Below are 22,589 nucleotides of genomic sequence, written 5' to 3' on the forward strand. Positions count from 1 at the left end.
CCTTTCAGCGGCGACCGGCGAGCGCCGCGTCGACGGCCGGGTCTCCCAGTCGGGACAGCCAGTCGGCGAGCGCCGGGTACAGGTTCGGGTTCTGCGCGAGGGCGGCGTACAGTTCCGGCGCCTTCTGCGCGATTTCGGCCATCTGCATCTGGTCGGTGGTGGTGCGCGCGATCTGTGCGGTGAAGCCGTGCGGGTTCACCGGGGCCTGCGGTTCGGACGCGGCGGTCCGGGGCTCCTGCGTCGTCGTCTGCGATGCCTGTGCCTGCGCGGTCCGCCTGGGCTGCAAGGTCGCGGCCGTGGGGGTGCCGGCCGCGGCGGAGGTGTGCTGCCGCACGGCCACGGTCTCGTCGGACTGTCCGGCGCCGGCCGCATCGTCGGAGACGGCATAGCCCATCTGGCGCACGGTCTCGCGGGCGCGATCGTCGCCGAATTCGGCGAGCCAGCGCAGCAGACCGGGGTAGGCGCGCGGATTCACCGCCACGTTCGCGCCGAACTCCGGATTCTCATAGGCGATCTTCGCGAGAAGGATCGGATCCGCGTTCCGATCCTGAACCGCCGCGACCGCGGCATCGTAATCAACCATCATGCCTCCTAGGTGCTATGGTCCGCAAAGTCTGCAAAGTCACATCGGCGATGTTGCCGATATCCTCCTCATCGCCCAGCTTAGTCACCGACCATGCGTGCCGGGGCGGCGCGAGCACGGGCATGTCCGCGACGATGACGGTGACGTTGTCGCCGCCGCCGGCGTCGAGCGCGGCGCGCAGCAGGGCGTCCGCCGCCTCCTGCGGATCGTCGTGGCGCGCGGCGATCGCGGCGATCTCGTCGTCGCCCGACACCTCGGCGTACAGGCCGTCCGAGCAGATGATGAAGCGGCCGGTCGCATCGGTGAGGAACAGGTCCGGTCTGATGCCGTCCGGATCGCCGACGCACTGGGTGATGATGTTGCGCGGGATGAGCGATTCGGCCATGTCGGGCAGCAGCTCGCCCGTGTCGATCGCCTCCTGGCGCTGGGAATGGTCGCGTGTGATGCGCACGAGCGTCGAGGGATCCCAGCCCGCGCCGTCCCGCGCGGCATCCATATGATAGGTGCGCGAGTCGCCGACGTTGACCACGTAGGCTAGGTTCTCCGTGCTGAACGGCGTCGCGGACGTCCGTTCGCCGGTCTGGGAGCCGTCGTCGATGTCGGGGGCGTCGCCGTGCACGAGGATGAGGCCGGTCACCGTGGTGCCGGCCACGCCGCCGAGCTCGTGGCCGAGCGCGAGCACGTCGGCCTGCGCGTCGGCGAGCACCGTCTCGATGTCCGCGCGGTTGCGCACGGGCAATGCGGCGAGCGCGCGCAGATGATCGGCCGCACGGGCGCTCGCATGCTCGCCGCCCATGCCGCCGCCCATGCCGTCGCACACCACGTACACGCCGTGGCCGGCGTAGCCCGCATCCTGGTTGTTCCTGCGCTTGAGCCCCACATCGGTGGCGAATCCCGCCGCGAGATGTCCGATGGTCATGAACGCTTCCCCTCTGTCCGTGCGCCCGGTTCCCCGGCGGCGGTCGTCTCGCCCATGCCGCGTTCGGCGGCCCAGGCACACATACTCGCCACTATACCTGCTGCACGGTGGGCGCGCCGGGGTCTTCCTCGGCGTGTGAACACTCCGGCGAGGCTGAGCCGTGCACGCCAGCGGCGCGGACGGGGCAACGACGCGAGCATGGCCGCACGCATGGCGTCCACGTCCTCCCAGTACCGGCGGGCCCGATCATCGTCGATGCGTTCGCCGGAGAACGCGGCGTAGTCGGCTTCGCGCGCCAACGTCGCGAGCGTCGAAGCGTCGACGTCCATCCGTCCGCCCATCGCCCGCCCTTCCTCGCGTCGGGTGCCGTGCACGTCGACGCCGCTCTGCCGGGCGAGCGCCGTGACGGCCCGCCATCCGGCGGCGATCCGCATGCGGGGACTGCCGGACCGTCGCGCATGACGCAGCAGAAGCGCCTTCATGAGCAGGATGATTCCGCAGACGGCCGTCATCGCCCATACCGGGCTGCCGTAGACCGCGACGTTCCGAACGGCGCGGCCGAGCGCCGTCCTCAACGGGTCCGCGCCGGTCGCGTCCGCCTCCTCGCCGCCGAGCGTGGAACGACCCCGCATCTGCCGTTCGTCGCGCAGCGGGTCCTGCAGCGGCACCGGAGGCTGGCGCACCAGCTTCCGCGGGTTCGGCGGAGTGGGCTCCTCCTCTGGGTCCGGGACCTTCGTCTCCTCCGGGGTCGGATGGAACGCGGTCCAGCCGTAGCCGTCGAGCTTGATCTCCACCCAGGCCTCGACGTCATCGCCCGTGAACCTGGTGACGGTGTAGGCGCCACGCCGTTCGGAGCGCGCCGTGCCGATCGAGCCGTCGTCGTTCTTCGGGACGAGACCGAGCACCACGCGGCTGGGCAGGCCGAGTTCGCGGGCCATGAGCGCCATCGCGGAGGCGTACTGCTCCGAATCGCCCACCATCCGCGTGCCGTCGAGCAGTCTCCCGATGCGGTAGTTGCCATGGCCGGGCGGCGACGGATAGTCGCCCGCCAAGCCATGTGAGAACCAGCCGGAATCCTTCAGCCCCTCGGCGATCCTGCGCGCCGCGGCGCCACCCGTGGCCTCGCCTCCCGCCATGGCGGTGGCGAGCCGGCCGGCGGCGTCGGGGGAGTCCACCGTTGCGGGCTGGAGGGTCTTCGCCGCCTCGGCGTCGTCGATCTGGCTATCGGAGGGCGTGCGGGGGATGACGCCGCTCTCCGTGTAGGTCAGCCCTTCCGCCATGCCGTCCGGGTAGATCGCCGAATCGGTGTCCGAGTTGTAGTAGAGGTCGCCCCGCCCGTCGGCTGAATCCTCGACGGTGATTTCGGTGGCCGAACCGGCCAACGGCAGCCATCGGTCCGTGAGTCCCTCGCCCACGGTGAACGTGGCCGTGAAACGGGTCCCCTCGGCGTCGTCGGCGATCGTCGTACCCACACGCCGGTAGTTCGACGAGCCGGAGACCGTTGCTGAATCGGACAGGTTCCACACGTTGCCATCGAAACGGTCCATCACCGCGAGACGCACCGATGTGCCCGCGGGAAGACCACGCACGGTGAGCACCGTATCGTCCTTATGGTCCTTGATGTACGCGCGCATGCCGGACAGCGGGCTCGTATAGTCGTACGGGGTCAGCGGCGGCTCGTAGCGGTCGCGCAGGATCAGACGGTGCTGGGGCGTGACGAGGCACACACCCGCGGCGAGACCGGCGGCGATGGCGATGACGGCGAGGGCGCCCGGCAGGCGTCCGGTCTCCAACAGGCCCCATCGGACGGACAGCCAGACTACGAACGTGAGCATGGCGGCGAGGCCGGCGGCGGTCCGCCACCAGCCGGCGGACGTGCCGAGCAGCGCGGCGGTGAACGCGGCGGCCGCGGGCAGGCCGGACGCCGCGGCCAGGCGCGCGTCGTCGGCGAGCGCCGGCAGGCCGGCGAGGAACGCCGTCCACAGCGTCAGCGTCCAGACGGCCATCAGCGAACCCGACGCCGTGCCCACGGGCGGCGTGATGGAGATCAGGTATTTGAACGAGCCGAACATGTCCCACCATCCCTGCGACAGGGTGGCGGCCGTCGGGATTACATGGCCGATCGTCGTGCCGTTCAGGGCGATGACCGGTCCGACGACGGACTGGGCGAACACGAGGGACACGAGCTGCCACCACAGGCGCAGCCGGCGCGTCACTCCGACCAGGGCGATGAGACAGCCGAGCAGCGCGGCAGGCGCGGCGGCCGAGGCCCATGCGGCCGCGTCTCCGTAGACATCGATGAGATTCGACGCGGCGAGCAGCGTGAGCGCCGCGGCCACGGCGAGACCGCCCAAGCGCCGCCCCCATGGGCCGCGGGTGGAGAGGGAAGCTGAAATGGTGTCGTTCCGCCAGTCGGCGTGCCGTCGGCTGGTCATGCGAGCACCCCCATGATGATCGGCAGGTCGTCGAGTCCGCCGACCGTGGCGAGCGTGAAGCCGGGGAACCGGCGGATCGCCCGGGGCATGCCCTCCGCGACCTGCAGCACGAGCGTGGACGCGGACTCCGGCAGCGCGGACGCCATGCGTCCGATGTCGTCCGCGTCGCGCAGCGAACCGACGGTGAGGACGTAGAAGGAGGCGTCCGGGGCGTGCGCGAGCGTGCCGCGCGCGAGGTTCGGATCGTCGGAGCGGTCCGGGACGATCCTGCTGCACGAGTCGAGGAAGTCCGTCGCGCGGCGCGGCGCGGCGTGCGCGGCGCCCGCATGCGTGGACAGCGGCCGACGCCGTGCGAGGCATCGTGCGCCGACCGAGGCGTGGACGGACACGGCGAGCTCGAACTCGCCGGGGCCTGCGTACTCGTCCGGGTCGACGGACATGGTGAGCGCCGTGTCCGTGCGTCGCGTCGCCTCGTATCGGCGGATCATCAACGCGCCCGTCTTCGCGGTGCTCGGCCAGTGCACGTTGCGCACGTCGTCGCCCGGCGCGTATTCGCGCAGACCGTGGAAGTCGAGGTCGTCGTCGACGGTGTCGCCGCTCGGACTCCCCTCGAGATCGCGGACCGATCCCGCGTCGAGCGTCTCCAACGGCACGATGGCGGGGTGGACGAACAGGTCGATTCCGTCGGTGAGCCGCCGCTCGCGGCGGATCAGACCGAACGGGTCGCCCTTGCGGATGCGCAGCGGGCCGACGGCGATCACGGTCCGTCGCGGCGCGCGGAACTCGATGTCGGTCCGCCGGGATTCTCCCGGGGCGAGCGGGGGAACGGCGAACCGCTCGCGCCTGGAGCCGATCGGCAGGTCGCCGCGCGCGGCCGTGGTGGGCTTCCGCCCTGGATTCCGGACATCGATGCGGACGCTCGCCGTATCCCCCACGGTGACGCGGCGTCGCCGCAGGTCGATCGCCGCCCGGAACGAGGTGTTGCCGAGCGACATGACGACGGAGACAAGCATCATCGACAGGGCCGCCACGCCGTATGCCAGCAGCTCGTGCCATCCGAGGGGGACGAAGGCGACGAGCGCCGCCGCGCCCGAGCCGGTCACGGCCCACCCCAGCGGGGAGACGAAGGACGCGAGCGGGGAGACGAAGGGCGCGAGCGGCCGGCGTATCCGGCGCGGCGTCCGTGCGGCGCGTATGGGACGGGGCATGATGTCGGTCTTTCGGTTCGTGGGTTTGGTCCGTGGGTTTGGTTCGGGGCGGTTCGTGGGGGGCGTGGGGAGAGGCTTGGCGATGGGCGCGTCAGCCGCCGAGTGCCGGCGCGGGCACGTCCTCGAGGATGCGCGTGACGACGGCCTGCGGCGTCTCTCCGGCGAACGCGGCTTCGGCGGTGAGATTCAGCCGGTGGGCGAGCACCGGTGTGGCGAGGTCCTTCACATCATCGGGGACGACGTAGCCGCGTCCGTCCGCCGCGGCCCAGATGCGTGCGCAGCGCGCCAGGGCGAGGGCGCCTCGCGTCGAGGAGCCGACCCGGACGCCGTCGTCATGGCGTGTGCGTTCGACGAGTCTGACGATGTATTCGAGGATCGACTCGTCGACGTGGACCGTGTGCGCGACACGCCCCATCGCGATGACGTCGCCGCCGGCCAGCACGGGGGCGACGTCGCCGGCGCGGTCGGCGACGTCGAGCTGGCGCAGCAGTTCCACGGACACGTCGTGGCCCGGGTATCCGAGGGACGTCCTGATGAGGAACCGGTCCATCTGCGCCTCGGGCAGCCGGTACGTGCCGAGCTGCTCCACCGGGTTCTGCGTGGCGATCACGATGAACGGCCGCGGCACGTCATGCGTGACGCCGTCCACGGTGACCTTCCGCTCCTCCATAACCTCGAGCAGCGCGGACTGGGTCTTCGGCGAAGCGCGGTTGATCTCGTCGGCGAGCACGATGGACGCGAAGACCGGTCCCTCACGGAACGTGAAATCGCCGGTCTTCCGGTCGTAGAAGGTGAGTCCCACCACGTCCGAGGGCAGCAGGTCGGGGGTGAACTGGATGCGTTTGAAGCCGGCGTCGACCGAGTTGGCGAGGGCGCGCGCCAACTGCGTCTTGCCGGTGCCCGGATTGTCCTCGAGCAGCACATGGCCGCCGACCATGAGCGCGGTGAGCACCTCGCGGACCGGGCGGGTCTTGCCCACCACCGCCTGGGAGACGTTCTTCACGAGCAGGTCGAACATGTCCCGGAACCGCTCGATTTCGGGCGTGGCGGCACCGGGGATGGTGCCGGTGACGGGGACTGTGCCGGTGTCGGGGATGGGGGTGCCCGTCGTGGCGGGAGCGGTGGCGGTGGCGCGGTGCGCGGGCGTCCGCCGCCGCGTGCCGGCCCTGCGGGCTCCCGCGTCCCTGGACAGCAGGGTCCGGTCGTCGACGGACCCGTTGGCGTTCTCGTTCATGATCGCTCCTTGATCGTGTCGTCCCGTTGCCGGGAGATCCTTCCCGGCAACGCCACCGATGCGCCGTCGGCCGTCGGGCGTGGGCCCCGTACCGTCCCGGTCCGCTCCACGCCTTCGACGAGCTCGTCCGGCCCGTCGGCCAACGTGATGCGCCACGTCACGTCGCCGTCGAGCCCGGAACCCCTCATATCGAGGGTCCGCGGCTGTCCGCCGACCGCCCATTCGCGCCGCCATGCGGTGCCATCCCCGTCGGTGAGGGTCAGGATGACCGTGGCGCCCTGACCGTAGGTCTCCACATCGCCAGCGATGCGGAGCGTGTCGCGGCCGCTCCACTCCAGTGCGTAGTCGCCGATGCCGGCCTTCGGCCTGTCCGGCATGTCCTGGCTGGAGGCGGTGACGTCGGCGCTGGCGGCGCCGCGGAACGTCTTGCGCACGCTCACCGAGCCGCAGACGCGCCAGCCGCCGGGCTCATAGGAGAACGAGGTACGCGTGGTGGATCCGGACGAGCCGTTCCCGGCCGTGTACTCGAACCGGCCCTCCTTGCCGTCGCCGTCCGTCCACGAGACCACGCAGCGGCCGTCCTCCGCCCGGATGGAGAGACCGGACGGCGCGGCCGGACGGTGGACCGGGACGACGGGGATGCCTTCGCCTCGCACCTCGTCGCCATGCACCGTGACGATGGCGTACCCGGGCGTGAGGGCGTCGCCGAAATCGGAATCCGCGATGTCGAAGGTGTGCGACGTCTGCCCGCACGCGACGTTCCCGGTGTGATCGCCGAGCGTGACGACAACGGAGGCGCACGCGTTGTTGCGCATGTCGCCGATCTCGGCGGACACCGTCACCTCGTCGCCATCGTCCGACTGCGACGTGGAGACGATCGGAGCGTCCGGCACGCCGTACGGCCTAGCGGACTCCGCCGATGCGGCCGCCGCGCCGTCGCCCGCCCGGTTGTGCGGCACGACGGTGGCGGTCACGGCGAACCCGTCCGTGATGTCCGACGATCTGAAGCCGAAGTCGACGGACGAGGCCCCCTCGACGACGGCTCGCATGCCGTTGCTCAGGGTCACGGTGTAGTAGTCGGCCGGCGACCCCGCGTAGACGGGCATCGACCACGAGACGGTCACGACCTGCCTGCCGCCCTCCACCGAGACCCTCGACGGAGCCGGCGGCACTGTGTCGGGCATGCCGGTCACCGTGCCGGAGTCCTCCGACCATCCGATTTCGTTCCTCGCGCGCACACGGAACGAGTACGGTCTGCCGTTCTCCAACCCCGCGATCCGGCAGACCGTCGCGGCGCCGCACGACTTCGAGGAGACACGGTCCCCGTCGCTCCAGCGCACCTCATAGTCGGTGATCGGGCTGCCGTTCGCCGAGCCGGGCGTCCATGTCAGATCCACCGCGCCGTCCTGCGGTTTCGCGTCGACGGGGGAGAGCAGCGGGGCTTCGGGCCTGTCGACCACGGCGACGGTGATCGTGCCCGTGACCCTGCGCTCGGCCATTCCCGTGCCGTCCTCGACGGTGACGAGCACACGGTTCGTGCCGCCTCCGGCGCCCGGGGCGGCGGCGACGTCGACGGACCCCGAGACATCGCATCGGACGGCGACCCCGGATGGGTCGTCCGCCGCGCACCGGATCAGGGTGAGAGGGGATGACGGGAACGGATTGTAGGCGTCGGCGAGCGCGTCCACCGTCCCGTCTCCTCCCGCTTCGAGCTTGAGCGTCCTATCGGGCACGCGCGCCAGCGGACGTGTCGAGGGGACGACGCGGACGGTCATGCCGGCGTCCACCGTGCCACCGTCGTATCCGATCCGCACGGGGACGCCGATCGTCGTCCCCGGCACGGCCGTCTTGTCCGCCTTCACCTCCAGACGGCCGGAACCCGAGACGGAGGCGGTCACCTTGCCGGTGTCCGAGCCGCCGGAATACGTGTATCGCCCTTCATCCCCACCGGGGCCTTCCGGCGCGTGCGTGAGCGCCTTCAGATCGATGGTCGTCGTCCCGTCGCCCGCCGCCACGTCGATCGTGGACGAGGAGAACGTGGGCGGCCTCACGCCGCGTCCGACCACCGTGATCGGCAAGGTGATCACCGCCGAGTTGATGATCCTCGTCCTGCCGGATTCTCTTCTGCCGTCCACCGCGGTGAACGTGATCGAAGCCGGTCCGGCGTAGTCGCCGGGGGCGGTGAACCTGAGCGTCCTGTCGTTCACATACAGCCGTCCGTCGGCGGCCTTCGTGGCGCTCACCGAATCCTCGCCGCCCACATACGCCTCCTTGCCGGCGCCCACGCGCACGTGGTCGGCGACGTCGATCCTGATGGTCTCATTCGTGTTCACCCTGAGCGCGGGCGCCTTCGGCCGCACGGTCGGCGGGAAGACGCCGTATGCGGGCACCTGGATGAACGCCGTGGAGGTCACGCCGTATCTCGTGTTGGTCACCGTGTAGGGGACGGCCCGGGCGTTCCGCGTCAGATCCACGCTGATGACGGTCGAGCCGTCATCGCCTTTGACGCGTGCATGGGCGTGTGCCGATCCGTGCACGTCGACCCTGAGATCCGAATCCGGGCCGGAGGGGTTCGCGATCCATCGGCCCACGTCCACGTCGACGCTCTTCCTGTCGATGGTGGCCGACGCGGGCACGCGGTAGTCGTAGGCGTCCGGCGGTTCGATCGGCGCGTCCGGGTCGACGTTCACGGTCAATACGGCCGTATCCGACAGTCCCGCCTGGTCCCTCACCGTGTAGACGACGTAGCTCGTCCCCGCCTGACGGGGCGTGGTGAAGCCGATCGCGCCGGCGCTCGCCTTCGCATCGGGTATGCCGGGGGCGTCGAGTCTTCCGTCAAGCGTCAGGTCGGCGTCGTCGCCGGAGACGTCGTTCCGGGTGACCGGCACGGTGGCGGGGGTGCCCGGACGGAGCGTGACCTCGTCGTCGCGCGCGTATACGCCGGAATCGGAGGCTCCCCGGAACACGCCCACGCGGATCCGCGCCTGAGCCCGCTGGCCGGTCCAGTCCTCCACCGCGTAGGAGAAGACGTCGGTGCCGGAGGAGTCGGCGTAGGCCTCGTAGACGAGGTGGTTCGCGCCCACCTCGGTGACGCGGCCCAGCTGCGGCGTCGTGTTGCCCAGGCCGAGCAGCTGGTCGTCGTCGCCGTCCACGTCGATGCCGGTGAGCGCGATCGGGATGCGCACCTTCCGGCCCGCGGCCACCTGCGCCTCCGTGTCGTGCGGCGTGGGCGCGGGCTTGTCCCCCGCGTCGCTCCGATGCACGGTGACGGTGATCGTCCCCGACACCGAGGCGCCGAGACCGTTCTCCACGGTGTAGACGATGGGGAACGTGCCGGTCTCGTCCGACGCCTGATACCGTACGGTGTCGCCGGAGACGAACGCGACCCCCTTGAACGTGGATGCATCGGTCCTCAGCTCGTTCCGCAGTCTGACCGTCGTGCCGTCCGGTTGGCCGGCACGGTCGAGCACATCGATGGATACGATGCCGCCGGTGCGTACCTGGGCGGCCATGTCCGGCGCCTTCGGAGCCGAGTCGGCGTTCGACGACGTCGGCGGATGCAGCACGATCGTGCCCGTCGACGTGCCGGCCGCGTTCGCCACCGTGTAGGTGACGTCGACCGGTTCGGTCGGTATCCGCCGCGCCGTCAGATAGACCCGCCTGTGGCCTACGAGACCGGTCTTGATGCCGGAGGCCGGATCGGCCGTGACCGAAGTGACGGACAGCACGCCGCCCATCGGGTCGACGTCGTTGGACAGCGGTTCCACGATGGCCGTGTTCCCCGCGCCGAGCAACGCCACGTCGTTCGCGGCCACCGGTCTGGCGGCTTGGCCCGATACGGGCTGCACCTCCACCCGGACCAGCCCGGTCGCGGGCACGGTCCCCTGCGTGATCGTGTACGACACGTAGTAGGTGCCCGGGGTGTCCGCCCTGAACCGGAGGGTCAGATCGGCGGCGTTCATCGTCACGGAGGCTCCATCGGGCGCGTCCGCCGCGGACAGACGCGCCGGGCTCGCGCCGGTGGCGTGGACGTACGGCTTCAGGTCGATGGACGCGTCCGTGGCCGGCGAGACGGATTCGGCCACGGGATCGATGTCGGCGGGCAGGGTGCCTGAGGGCTTGACGGAGAAATACACCATGCCGGTGCCGGTCTGCTTGCCGTCGGAGACCGCGAGCTCGACGCCGACTCGTCCGGAGGCCATCGAACCGGCGTCGAACGTGAGCAGACCGTCCGCGCGCGTGGAGGCCGTCACCTGATCGGAGCCCTGCGGCGACGCGGAGACGAGCGTCATCGGATCGCCGTCCGGGTCGGTGAAACCACCCAGCGCGTTGAACTCGTAGGAAGCGCCCTGCTCGACCTCCAGCTCCTGCGGCGTATCGGTCTGGGCGGGGGCGGCGTTCCCGGAACCGGTGAGCGTCAGCCTCACCGTGGCGGAGGACGTCTGGCCGTGCCCATCGGATATCTCGTAGGAGAAGCCCACCGCGCCGGGGCCCGCCTTCGTGGCGTCGAGTTGGAGGTAGCGGCCGTCGTAGACCGGGAAGACCTCGATCACGGCCCCGTCAGGGGCGTTCGCGCGCGTGATCCTCAGCACCGAGCAGTCGGTCTGCCGGTCGTTGCGCAGCACGTCGAGGATCCGTTCACCGCCGGCCCGCGCCCCGAACTCGTCGTTCTCCGCTTGGATCCCGTCCGAGCCGTGCGAACAGGTCTTGTCGAACTCACGCCGGTTGTCCGCCGTCTCGTCCCCCTCGCGCCGGTTCTCCTCGGAACGTTCGGTCCGGATCGTGTTCCATTGGAGTCTGATGACGTCGGTCGATGCACGCGGGTCCCACACGTTGCCATCGACCACGTCGTTGAGCACCACCTGCCGGTGGTTCGCGCGAAACACCAGTTCGGAGGTGACATCCACCGAACCGAGGGAGCGGAACATCGCTCCTCCGTCCTTCGCGGAGCATACGGAAACGTAGTTGTCGGCCCGCTGGCTCCACGCGGCGAACACGCATCCGCCCGAGGAGACCGGGCGCGCCGGCTCCCCGTGCCCGCCGGAACGCAGCGGCACAGGTTCCGGATCCGGCGATGAGAGGGATATGAGGTCCAAGCCGTCCCGGCCGGCCACGACGACCCAGCCGGATTGGAGCCCATCCACCGGCGGCGACTGCAGGCTCAGCCTTCCATCCATGCCGGAAGCGGCGCCTCCTCCTCTGAAGAGCACCCGGTTCCCGGCCGTGATGACCGGGACCCCGTCGACCACCGTGAACGAGGAGGCGTCCGTCCTCACCCCGTCGGTGATCGATCCGACCGACAAAGGCGAACGGCTCCGCGGCGAGTCGAGTCTGAACACCATGCCGTCGGAAGGACGGTATCCCCATACCGCGCCGTCGGCGTCGACCACGATCCTGCCTCCCGCACCGAGTCTCAGCCGGGGATCCTCGTGCATGGGGGACGCCGAGCCGACATCGTCGGCGTATCCCGTCCAGACGTCGCCGGTCCCCTCATCGAGGAACGCGATGGTGCCGCCGCCTGCCGCCGATATAGTCTCGTCCCCCGTCTCGGCGCTGGAATCCACTTCTACCGTCGACGCCTTGATCGACGACGCCCGGCCGCCTTCGTCGAGCACGGTGTCGGCGTCATGCTGGAGGACGTCGAAGCGCGGCGCGGACGACGCGACGGCCGCATCCGCCTGCCCGACGCGCACGTTGAACCGGGCCGCCTTACGGTCCTTCAACGAGGTGACCCATACGGATCCGTCGTCGAACCGCACATGACGCTGCGTGACGGAGCTGATGACGATCGCGCCGGCGACCACGCCGAGCAGCAGAATCAGGGCGACGGCCGGGACGGCCCATCCGCGCCTGTCCGACGGCGCCGGACGGCGCGTCGGCGCGTCGGTTCCGCGTATCCGCCCGTATGCCGGGGAAGATCTCTTCGCCATGCCGGCTCCCGTCGTAGTTCCGAGCCCGGCCGGTCGGCCGGTACGCCAAATGTAGACCCCGTCGCTGGGTACCGCCTCGGATGCACCGGAGATCGGGGAGACGGCGTGTCGCGTGCGGATCAGCGCCGCGTCGCGCAGACGACCGCGGGCCGGGGCGACATGCGTCGGTCCGCCCTCACGACCGACACCGCGATGCATGTCCGGGCCGTGTCCTTGGAGACGTCGAACGTCACCCGTTCACCCCTCACGATCGACGTGTTCCCCTCGTCCTGCGGGTCCTGGCCGTCGATCGGCCTCCACGCATACGCGTCACCACTCTTCGGATCGGGGTTGCTCCACGTGAACGTCACCGTGCCGTCGTCGCCGTATTCCCCATGCAGGTCCGTCGGCGAGGGGACATCGTCGCCGACGACGCCGTCCGGTGTGACATCCGCATCCCGCCCGGCCTCCGTCCCGCGGCGCGTCGTCGCGTCTCCGACGGATGCGCGGTCGGTGACGGCACCGGAATCGAGATTCGGCATGACGGCGATCGCGAATACGAGCGCCACGGTGATGACAAAGACGACGACGGCCAGGCCGGCGACGGCTTGACCGGCGACTGCCGGCGTCGCCGCCCTGGCCGGGGCTCCGGTCTGCGGCGTGCCGAAGCGGCGGCGCGCCGCGCGACGATCCGGCGGATACGGATCCCGGCCTTCGGCGACCACGGCGGTCATATGGCCGAAATGCTCCTGCTGGACATGCTGCAGGTCCCGTGCGAACCGCAATGCGGAATGCTGACGGTCCTCCGGGTCCTTCGACATCGCTCTGCGCAGCACCCGTTCCACGTCCTCCGGCACGTCCGGGCGGTCGATCGGAGGCAGCGGCTTGGTGAGGATGAGCTCCCTCAGCCGCGCGGCCGTGTCCGGCCGGTAGCCGCATTCGAACGGCGAACCGCCCGCCAACGTCGCATACAGCGTCGCCGCCAGCGAATAGATGTCGGCCTCCTCGGCACCGGAACGGCCGTTCAGCACTTCGGGAGGCGCCCACGGCAGCGAATAGCCGGTGAACGTCCTGTCATAGATGTTCGTCGAGATGCCGAAGTCGGCGAGGACCGGCAGCCCCTGGGCGTTGACGAGCACGTTGCTCGTCTTGATGTCGTGGTGGATGACGCCGGCCCGGTGCGCGGCGGACAGGGCGCCGGCCAGCCTGATTCCGAGATCGAGCATCTGGTCGCAGGTGAGCGGCCGGCGCCGTGCGATCTCCTTATAGGTGCCGTTCGGCGCGTATTCGAACACGATGTAGGCCGATCCGTCCGGCGTCACGCCCGCGCCGTGGACCTGCATGATGTACGGGTGGCTCGACAGACGGGCCATCGTATCGGCCTCCCGTGCGAACCTCGCCGCGGCCCGCGGGTCGAGCGGCGTCCTGGACACCTTCACCGCCACATCCCGGCCCGGGACACGTTGCCGGTACAGGTACACGTCGGCCGTGGAACCCGAGCCGAGCGTCCGGACGAACGAATACCCGGGCAGCTCCGGCGGCGCTGTGATCGTGGTGCGCATGATGCCCCCTTCCCCCGAAGGCGTCCCCCTGGGGACTCGCGCCGTCCCCTCGGCACAATGGTACCGCCACGGACGGCGGCGCCTCACCCGCCCATCCGATATGGGCGCGTGAACGGCGGCGTGCCGCCCGTGGCGGGTGCCGGAACCATTGGAACACGCGAGAAAAGGGGAAGTTCCGGTAGATATGCACCGGCGTGGTCGTCACGGTTTAGGCTGGAGCCATGACTGGATACATGGATGCCCACGAGGCGTTGGACGAACTGATCCGCGGCGGCGGAGACGGCGGGAGCGCGCTGCTAGTCGCCGGCGCGCCGCAGACCGGCAAGACGCGATTCGCCTATGACGCGCTCCTGCGCGGCCTGGACGCGTACGGCGACACCCGCGCGGTGATGGCCGTGGCGAACCGCGTCGTCGCCGACGGTCTCGGCGACGAAGTCATCCGCCGCATCGGCGCGTCCGCGCAGGTGCGTCCGGTCACCACGCTCGCCGCATTGGCGTTCCGCGTCATCGCCGACGAGCGGTTCGCCTCCGGCGCTCCCGCACCGAGGCTGCTCAACGGCGCCGAGCAGGACGCGTTGCTGCGCGGGGTGCTCGCCGGGCATGTCGGGCACTCCGAAGCCGGTGATGTGTGCGGCGTATGCATGATGCTCCGCGACTATTTCGCGACCGAGGAGTGGTCGTCGTCCATGGGGGTGTTCCCCGACGACGGTTCGGAGGACGGGCGGGACGGTCGTGCCGCCACGGCCGCATTGCTCGAACGTGGCGTGTCGGCGGAATTCGTCGCCCAGCTACGCGACATGCTGGCGCGCATGGACGAACTGGGAGTTTCCCCCGACGGTGAGGAGAAGCTGCTCGGCGTGTTGGAGGAATCCGCCCGCGACGGACGGGACGTGCGCGTGGAACGGCTGCGCGTGCAGTGGCGGCTGGCGTTCGCGCTGCGTCGTGAGTATGCCGCGGCCGTCGAGGCGGCGTATCGGGGCGAATACCGTCTCGATTCCTCACGTCTGCTGGTGGAGGCGGCCACCGTGCTGCGGGGCGGCGGAGGAACGGTCCCCGCGCTGCTGGTCGTCGATGATTTCCAGGATTCCACTCTCGCCGCCATGAGGTTCCTGGAGGAGATCGTACGGCGGGGCACGCGGCTCGTACTCGTGGGGGACCCGGACGAGGCGGTGCAGACCTTCCGTGGGTCCTACCCCGAATATCTGTTCGCCAGGGCCGCGGACGGGCCCATCGCCGCCCGTCGCTGCGTCCTGGACGCACGGCCGCGGGGCGGCCGGGAGTCCGAGACGGCCCCCACGTATCGCGACGTCGTGGCGGCGAGGATCTCCCTGTCGATTCCCTCGCCGCTGGAGGATTCCACGCCGCTGCCCAATCGCCCGTGGAAGCTGCCCCGGCATGAGGGCGCGTGGCCGATCCGCCGGCTCGACGGCGCGTCCCCGTTGCCTGCGGACGGTTCCCTTCGCTGCGCGCTCTACCGCAGTCCCCGTGAGGAGCTTGACGATGTGGTGTGGCGCATCAAGCACGAGCGGCTCGACGGGCACGCCCAGTGGAACGACATGGCGGTCATCGCGCACGATAACGGCACCGTGCGCCTGTTCGGCGAACGGCTGCGCCGGGACGGCGTGCCCGTGCGCTATTCGTCCGTCACCCGTCCCCTCGGGGAGGAGCCGTTCGTGCGCGGTCTGTTCGCCCTGATCGAACTGGCGCGTCTGCGTGGGCGCGGCATCGCGGGAGCGGAGTCGGATCCGCGTGCGCTGGCGGCCTATGTGCGTTCCCGCGTCGTCACGCTGATGGCCGGCCCGCTGATCACCGTCGGCTCCACGCCGGGCGAAGGCGCGCTGGGACGCGTGGAACCGGTCGAGGCCGCGATGCGTTCGCTGGAATCCCTCGCGGGGATCGTCGGACAGGCGGTCGCTGCGGATGACGTGGACGATGCGGGTGATGCGGACGACGTGGATGGCGCGTTGGGCGGATTGATGAGGGCGTGGCGTACGTTGGGCGAGGCCTGGCCCGCGGGCGGCGACGTCCGGATCGATGATTCCCTGCTGCGCGGGCGAGATGATGCGACGTCGGAGACCGGGCGGCCCGTCCCGTCCGACGGCGGGGACCGGATCCCGCCGTTCGGAACGGACGCCCAGTACGTGATGCTCGCGCTGGACGATCCCCGGGCTCCCGCATCGCACGTGCTCGCCGTGATCAACCAGGTACTGGGAGGAGACCCGCAGGCCCGGGCCTTCATCCGTCTCTGGACGCTCGTCGGCAAGGTCGCCGCCGCCTTGGGCCGTCTGGAATCCGACGAGCCGCAGTTCGCGCTCGCCGCCGCATGGGACGCCGCGGGCGTGGCGTCGGCATGGCAGCGGCGCGCGCTCGACAACACGTCCGAGGGCAGGGCGGCCAACGACCGGCTGGATGCCGCCATGCGGCTGTTCCAATATGCGGAGGGCGGTGCCGCCGGGCATGACATCGTCACGTTCATCGCCCAGGTGCGCTCCATGCGGATCGAAGCCGATTCACTCGCCCGTGTGAAGCCGATGGAGCAGGCCGTCACCCTCACCACCCCGGCGGGCGCGGCCGGCCGCCACTGGCGTCATGTGTGGCTGCCCGCCGTGCAGCAGGACGTATGGCCCAACCTCGCCGAGCGCAACACCATGTTCGGCGGCGAGGACCTAGCGGACATCATCCTGCGTGGCCCGGAGGCGCATGCCGTCTGGGCCGCCGCCCCCTCCTACGGCGCACGACTGGGCGAGGTGCTCTCCGGAGAGAAGAAGAGCTTCCTGTATGCGCTCACCCGCGCCGAATCGGATGCGCGGGGAACGGGCACGGTGACGATCAGCGCCGTGAGCGACGACGACCTGACCCCGTCCGATTTCCTCTACGGGTATCTGCCAGAATGCTTCGGCCGCGGAGACGAGGCGAGGTTCGTCGAGGTGGGGGAGCCGTACGGGAACGGTCAGACGGCGGAACGCGCCTCGTCGGACGTGGAGGAGATCTCGCTCGCCGGCCTGGACTGCGATCCCCGCGGACTCGTGGCCGCAGCGCGCCTCATCCTGGCACGGCACCCGTCCGACGACCCGCAGACGCGGGATGCGGCCGCCGCGCTCGCCCTGCTTGCCGGGAACGGCGTCGCCGCCGCCGATCCGGACGAATGGGCGTACCTGCATACGGCGGAACGTGGCGGCCATGGGACGGCGGACGCATCGGATACGCCGAGCGCGACGGATACGTCGAGCGCGCGGGCGCAGGACGCCGAACCGTGCGTGGTGACGTTGTCCCCATCGGCGGTGGACCGCCTGTGGGAATGCCCGGTGTGCTGGATGCTGGAGAACCGATTCGCCGGGCCACGCCCCGGCAGTGCGGCGACGGGCTTCGGCACGCTGATCCATGCGGTCGCCCAGCAGGGCAGCGGGGAAGGCCTGGACCTGCCCGGCTTCATGCCCGGAGCCGGCGACGAGGAACGTCTGACGGCCGTGACGCGTCGGCTCGTCGAACTCTACGACGGGATGAAGCCCGACCCCGCCGACATCGACGATCCGTCGGCGCGCTATGCGGCGATTCGCAAGGACGAGCAGGCGGGCGCCACGCTCGCCAATCTCGCCTCGTACTTCGTGGCCTCCAACACGTCCGGCTATCTTAGGGAGAACACGGGCAAATTCGACGTGGGCGTGCTCGAACACGCCTCATGCGAGGAGGAGTTCGCCGCGCGGTTCGGGCTCGACGACATCCTCGCCGCATATGACGCCGTGCCCGGTGCCGGTCCGGTCGGACGGCGCGATTTCATGGCGATGATGGGCACGCTCGTCGGAGGCTGGCCGGAGGGCATGGACGAGAACCTGACCATCAGGCTCTCCGGCCGCATCGACCGTAAGGAGACCCGTATCATGGCCGATGGGAGCCGCGCCATACGGCTCATCGACTACAAGACCGGCCAGGTGCCCACCACCCCGCAGCGGTTCAACGACCTGCAGCTCGTGTGCTACCAGCTGGGGCTCGCCTTCCCCGAGACGGTCGATGGAAGCGCCACGCGCGGCGGCCGGCGCCCCGTCGACGCGTCGCCCATCGTGCAGAGCGCGTTGTTCCATGTCGAAGCCCACGAGGCGCCGGCGCAGAGCTACGCCCCCGAAGGCCTGTTCCAGCCGCCCCTGTTCACCGGAGGTTCGCTGAACGCGGAACCGTTCACGCCACGATCCCACTACCGTGACCCGGCGAAGCTCATGGATATCCCCGGCGTTCCCGCCGAACCGCCGCAGGACGTCGACCCGCGCGCATGGGAGCGGTTCGCCGCGCTGCAGGGCACGCAGGCGATGTGGGCGCTCGCTATGATCGCGAGGGTGTTCTATGCGGCGGCGGCGAGCCGTTCGGAGCGTCTGATCGCCCATCCCGCCGCGCAGCATCTCGCATACTGTCGCATGCGCACCGTATGCCCGGCCTGCGCCGGCCGGGTCGACACCGTATTCGAAACGAGGCAGGCATGAGCAGCACACCGAAACCCACCGACAGCCCGGAACAGGCCGCCGTCATCAACGCGCCCGTGGCGGACGACGTGCTCGTCGTCGCCGGCGCCGGCTCGGGCAAGACCTACACGATGACGCGCCGCATCATCGAACTCATCCGCCGGGGCGTCGCCCCCGAACGGATCCTCGGCCTCACGTTCACGCGCAAGGCCGCCGGCGAGCTGCTGTCACGCGTGTCCCAGGCCGTGGCCGAGGACGGGACGCGCGGGACGGGACGGGACGACATGCCGGCATCCCCGGAAGGGGCTGTCGGGAACGCCGAGGCGATTCGCGCCGCAGGGGACCGCATGTTCCTCAAGCCCGTCGTCTACACGTACGACGCGTTCTTCCAGTCCATCGTGCGCCAGTACGGTCTGCTCGTCGGATTCGACCAGAACACGCAGCCGTTGAGCGAGGCGGGCGCGCTCCAGCTCGCCGCGAACGTCATCGACCGGAACATGGACCGGCTGCGCGGGCGCGACCTCGGCGCGTTCCGCACGCTCGCCTCGAAGGTCCTCGCGCTCTCCGGCGCGATCGGCAGCGCGATGATCGGCCACGGCGTGACCGACATGGAGACCGCCATAGCCCGCGTGCGCGCATGGGACGACGCCTTCGCCGCACAGGTACGCGACGCCATCGGCTCCGAGCCGATTCCCGACGATGAGCCCAAGCTCACCAAGCCGCGACGGTTCAAGAAGGACAGCGACGCCGCATGGACGGCGAAACTCGACGAGTACCATGAACGTCTGCACACGGCCTGCGTGTTCCACTGCGCCAGACTCGTCGACACCGCCGGGCAACGTGACGCGCTGCTCGACCTGGTCGAGGCGTACGCCCAGGAGAAACGACGGCTCAACCTGGCTGAATTCGGCGATTTCACCATCGCCGCCTATCAGCTGGTCACCCGGTTCCCCTCCATCGGCGAACGCTACCGGCAACGGTTCAGCCACGTGCTGCTCGACGAGTACCAGGACACATCCACCACGCAGGCGGCGCTGCTCGCCACCCTGTTCCACGGAGGAGACACGGCCGTCAACGCCGTCGGCGACCCGTTCCAGTCGATCTACGCATGGCGAGGCGCCAGCCCGGGCGCGTTCCGCCTGTTCCAGCAGGACTTCGGCATGCGGGAGAACGATCGTCCCTACGAGCTGAGCGTCACCCGCCGCAACTCACGGCTCGTGCTGGAAGCCGCCAACGACCTGACCCTTCCGCTGCGCGGGACTCCCCGCCGCGCAGGCAGCTCGACGATGCGGGAGGTCGACGTCGCGCCGCTCGACGCCCTGTCCGAAGCCGCCGCGGGCACGGTCGGCGTGCTCGGGTACGACACGCTCGGCCAGGAGATCGACGGCGTCGTACGATTCTGCCGGCATGCCCTCGCCGTCAACGACCACGGCAATCCGAAGCATCCCCCCACCACAGCGGTGCTGTTCCGGTCGAAGAAGCACATGGCCGAATACCAGCAGGCGTTGGAGCAGGCCGGATTGAGCACGCTCGTCGTCGGCTATTCGGCGATGCTCGACCGCCCCGAGATCCGCGACATACTCGCCCTGCTGCACGTCGCCTCCGACCACACCGACTCCGGTTCGCTCATGCGGCTGCTCGCCACGCCACGGTTCGGACTCGACGCGTCGACGCTCGCCGCGCTCGCCGCGCTCGCCGACGCGGCCAACACCGAGGTGCGGTACCAGGCGCTCGTCGCCGCCGGTCTGGTGCCGGCCGACGCACCGCGCCGGGACCGCGCCGGCATCGTCCGGGAGCACCGTGACGGCGTCGCCAACGCCGTGTTCCTGCCCGACCTGCTGGAGGATTCCGATCTGCCCGGCCTGCTCGAACGCGATGACCGGTTCGACGAGGCCTCTACGAGAGAGATCCTGCATGCCTCCCGCATGCTGCGCATGGTGCGCGGCACGGTCGGCAGACCCCTGCCCGATGTGGTGCGTGCGGCCGTGCAGGCGCTCGACCTCGACATCGACACCATCGTGGCGCAGGCCATGCGTGCTCGCGGGAACGCGCCCGACCCGACGGTGGCCCGCATCCCCATGGAGACGGTCATCGATCTGGTCGACACGTACGCCAGCGAGATCGCGGCCGATGCCACGCCCACATTGCGCGGATTCATGGCATGGGTGGACGCGTTGCGCAGCATCGAGGACGAGACCGCCGCATCGGACCCCGAACGGCACGTCGACGTGGAGCTGATGACCGTCCACCAGTCCAAGGGACTCGAATGGGATGCGGTCGCCGTGGTGGGCCTCGCCGAAGGCGCGTTCCCCAGCAGCCAGGGCGATCACCTCTCCGTCACACTCGACGACGCCCACCCGGGCGGCGTCGAGAACGGCGTCTGGACGGCACCCGAATACCGCGAGCGCGCCTCCACATGGCTGGACGATCCGACCGCCGTGCCGGTGCCGGTGCGCGCCGACGCGGGCATCCTGCCGCGTTTCCCGCATGACGCGCCAGTCGGTGCGGACCCGCTGGACGCGTTGCGGGCGTTGGACGACGTGGAACTCATCGACGACGAGGTCTACGGGTCGCTGCGCGCCGTCGGCGACGGCGTGAACGACGTCGATCCGGACGGCTGGTACCTCACCCAGGAGGAGGAATACGGCAGGCGACTGCACGCCGACGAACGCCGGCTCATGTACGTGGCCCTGACCCGCGCCCGGTGCGACGTGCTGCTCACCTACAGCCGCAACGGCGAAACGGGCCGCGACCCGTCGGTGCTCGGCGCGAAGCCCCGCATGGCGAAACCCTCCAACTTCTGGTCGGAGGTCCACGACGCCCTGCACTCGCACGACGGGACCGTCATGGCCGGGTCGTCCGGCTCCACCGGGGTGTCCGGTTCCACAGGGTCGTCCGATACGGCGGCCGATGCCGGGGAACAGCCCCGCACGCCGGCGACGACGGGCGCGCCCCGACCCGACGGGTTCTTCACCGGCGATCACGCCGCCGGATACGCGCACGCCGTCATCGACGAGGCATGGGACACGCCTCTTGAGGAACGGGCGGAAGACACCCTGCCTTGGCCGTCCGCGTTGGGAGCAACGACGGCATCCTCGCTCGTCGGGGCGGCGCGGGCCGTCCGAGCCGCGATGCGCGCCCGAACCGAGGCGAATGGTGCGAATGAGGTGGATGGGGCGGATGATTCCACGGTGCCAAGTGAGTCCTCGCCGGGCGCCCCGGTACGCGGCACGCTGCTCGACAAGGCCCGGCTGCTCATCGCCGACGACGACCTCATGTCGGGAACGCTCGACGGGGCGGCCCTCGACGAGCGGACCAAGGAGCAGGCGCAGCGCATCCTCGCCGGATCGCGTCAGAGCGTCACCCGTCTGCAGGCCCGCGCGACGGACATGGGGGAGCGCGAGGAACGACGCTACTGGCGCGGCATCGTGCGCCCCATCCCGTCCATCGCCTCGCCCGCGGCCTCCGCCGGCACCAGGTTCCACGCGTGGGCGGAGCGTTTCATCGACGCGGGACTCGACGCGGGAGACGGCACGAGTGCCGAATCGGACGCCGTCACGGTCATGGACCGCCACGCGATACTCGCCGATCTGGAACACCGGGAGAAGGCCATCGCCGACGGCACCGCCGGTATGGATGGTGCTTCCGGTGCGGACGGCGGCGGTCGACGCGCCGCACGCCGGAACACCCGTGTCGAAGCGGAGCTCGTCGCCTGGCAGCGGCGTCTCGCCGAATCGCCATGGGCACGGCGCACGCCGGTCTGGGCGGAGCGGCAGCTCGTCGTCGCCCTGCCCGAACTCGACGGCATCATCGCCAACGGCAAACTCGACGCCGTGTTCCTCGGCGGCCTCGACCCGGACGACGCGACGAAACGGTACACCGTCATCGACTGGAAGACCGGCCATCGTCCCCGCAAGCCGAAGGACGTGGCCGACAAGCTCGTGCAGCTCGACCTGTACCGGCTTCTGCTTTCGGCGATGGAAGGCGTGCCGTTGGACAGCATCGACGCCGCTCTCTACTATGTGAGTGAACCCGACGCGAAGCTCCGCGAGCTGCGCGCCGAAGAGAAAACCGAACAAGAGATCATTGCCGAGTTGAGCTCCGGAATCCCCGAGCACACCGACGACGATTAGACCCATCGCCGATCCGCGGCGCGACCGCGGACGGTGCCGTGCGGCGCGCAGACGCCACGCACGGCACCCGGCGACAGCGGGTCCCGCGGCTGGAACGCGCCGTGAATGTCTCGCCGGCGGGAGACCGCTACCCTCGTGCAGGCATGTGTGGGCGG

General features: G+C 70.2%; 9 protein-coding genes. 2 read left to right on the forward strand and 7 right to left on the reverse strand.

Features of this window, described 5'->3' with window-relative positions; all coding sequences use genetic code 11:
• Positions 1 to 4: 4 nt before the first annotated feature.
• The 7 genes from AC1AYN_RS01120 to AC1AYN_RS01150 all read right to left on the reverse strand — a co-directional run bounded on the left by AC1AYN_RS01120 (position 5) and on the right by AC1AYN_RS01150 (position 13,850).
• Positions 5 to 583 carry a variant leucine-rich repeat-containing protein gene (locus AC1AYN_RS01120; protein ID WP_476532295.1) on the reverse strand — a complete coding sequence of 193 codons (579 nt, stop codon included), beginning with the start codon at positions 581 to 583 and terminating at the stop codon, positions 5 to 7.
• Positions 576 to 1,502, reverse strand: coding sequence for a PP2C family protein-serine/threonine phosphatase (locus AC1AYN_RS01125; protein ID WP_476532327.1), 927 nt, complete (start codon positions 1,500 to 1,502; stop codon positions 576 to 578). Before AC1AYN_RS01125 ends, AC1AYN_RS01120 begins: the two co-directional genes overlap by 8 nt.
• A complete protein-coding gene (locus tag AC1AYN_RS01130; protein WP_476531561.1) occupies positions 1,499 to 3,937 on the reverse strand; it encodes a transglutaminase TgpA family protein in 2,439 nt (812 codons plus the stop codon). The genes AC1AYN_RS01125 and AC1AYN_RS01130 overlap by 4 nt, the downstream gene beginning before the upstream one ends.
• The gene (locus AC1AYN_RS01135) at positions 3,934 to 5,145 is read right to left on the reverse strand and encodes a DUF58 domain-containing protein (protein WP_476531562.1); all 1,212 of its coding nucleotides are present in this window, start codon (positions 5,143 to 5,145) and stop codon (positions 3,934 to 3,936) included. Before AC1AYN_RS01135 ends, AC1AYN_RS01130 begins: the two co-directional genes overlap by 4 nt.
• Positions 5,146 to 5,236: 91 nt before the next feature.
• A complete protein-coding gene (locus AC1AYN_RS01140) occupies positions 5,237 to 6,379 on the reverse strand; it encodes an AAA family ATPase (RefSeq protein ID WP_476531564.1) in 1,143 nt (380 codons plus the stop codon).
• Complete coding sequence (locus AC1AYN_RS01145) at positions 6,376 to 12,309, reverse strand: Ig-like domain-containing protein (protein WP_476531566.1); 5,934 nt, start codon at positions 12,307 to 12,309, stop codon at positions 6,376 to 6,378. Before AC1AYN_RS01145 ends, AC1AYN_RS01140 begins: the two co-directional genes overlap by 4 nt.
• Before the next feature lie 119 nt (positions 12,310 to 12,428).
• Positions 12,429 to 13,850, reverse strand: coding sequence for a serine/threonine-protein kinase (locus AC1AYN_RS01150; RefSeq protein WP_476531568.1), 1,422 nt, complete (start codon positions 13,848 to 13,850; stop codon positions 12,429 to 12,431).
• A 233-nt stretch (positions 13,851 to 14,083) separates the two neighbouring features.
• Between AC1AYN_RS01150 and AC1AYN_RS01155 the strand changes: the two genes are divergently transcribed.
• Positions 14,084 to 18,322: a PD-(D/E)XK nuclease family protein gene (locus AC1AYN_RS01155; protein ID WP_476532296.1), complete on the forward strand. Its 4,239-nt coding sequence runs from the start codon at positions 14,084 to 14,086 to the stop codon at positions 18,320 to 18,322.
• Positions 18,319 to 22,434, forward strand: coding sequence for an ATP-dependent DNA helicase (locus AC1AYN_RS01160; protein WP_476531570.1), 4,116 nt, complete (start codon positions 18,319 to 18,321; stop codon positions 22,432 to 22,434). Before AC1AYN_RS01155 ends, AC1AYN_RS01160 begins: the two co-directional genes overlap by 4 nt.
• The last annotated feature ends 155 nt before the right edge of the window (positions 22,435 to 22,589 follow it).

It is taken from the genome of Bifidobacterium sp. LH_413 (assembly GCF_056357015.1).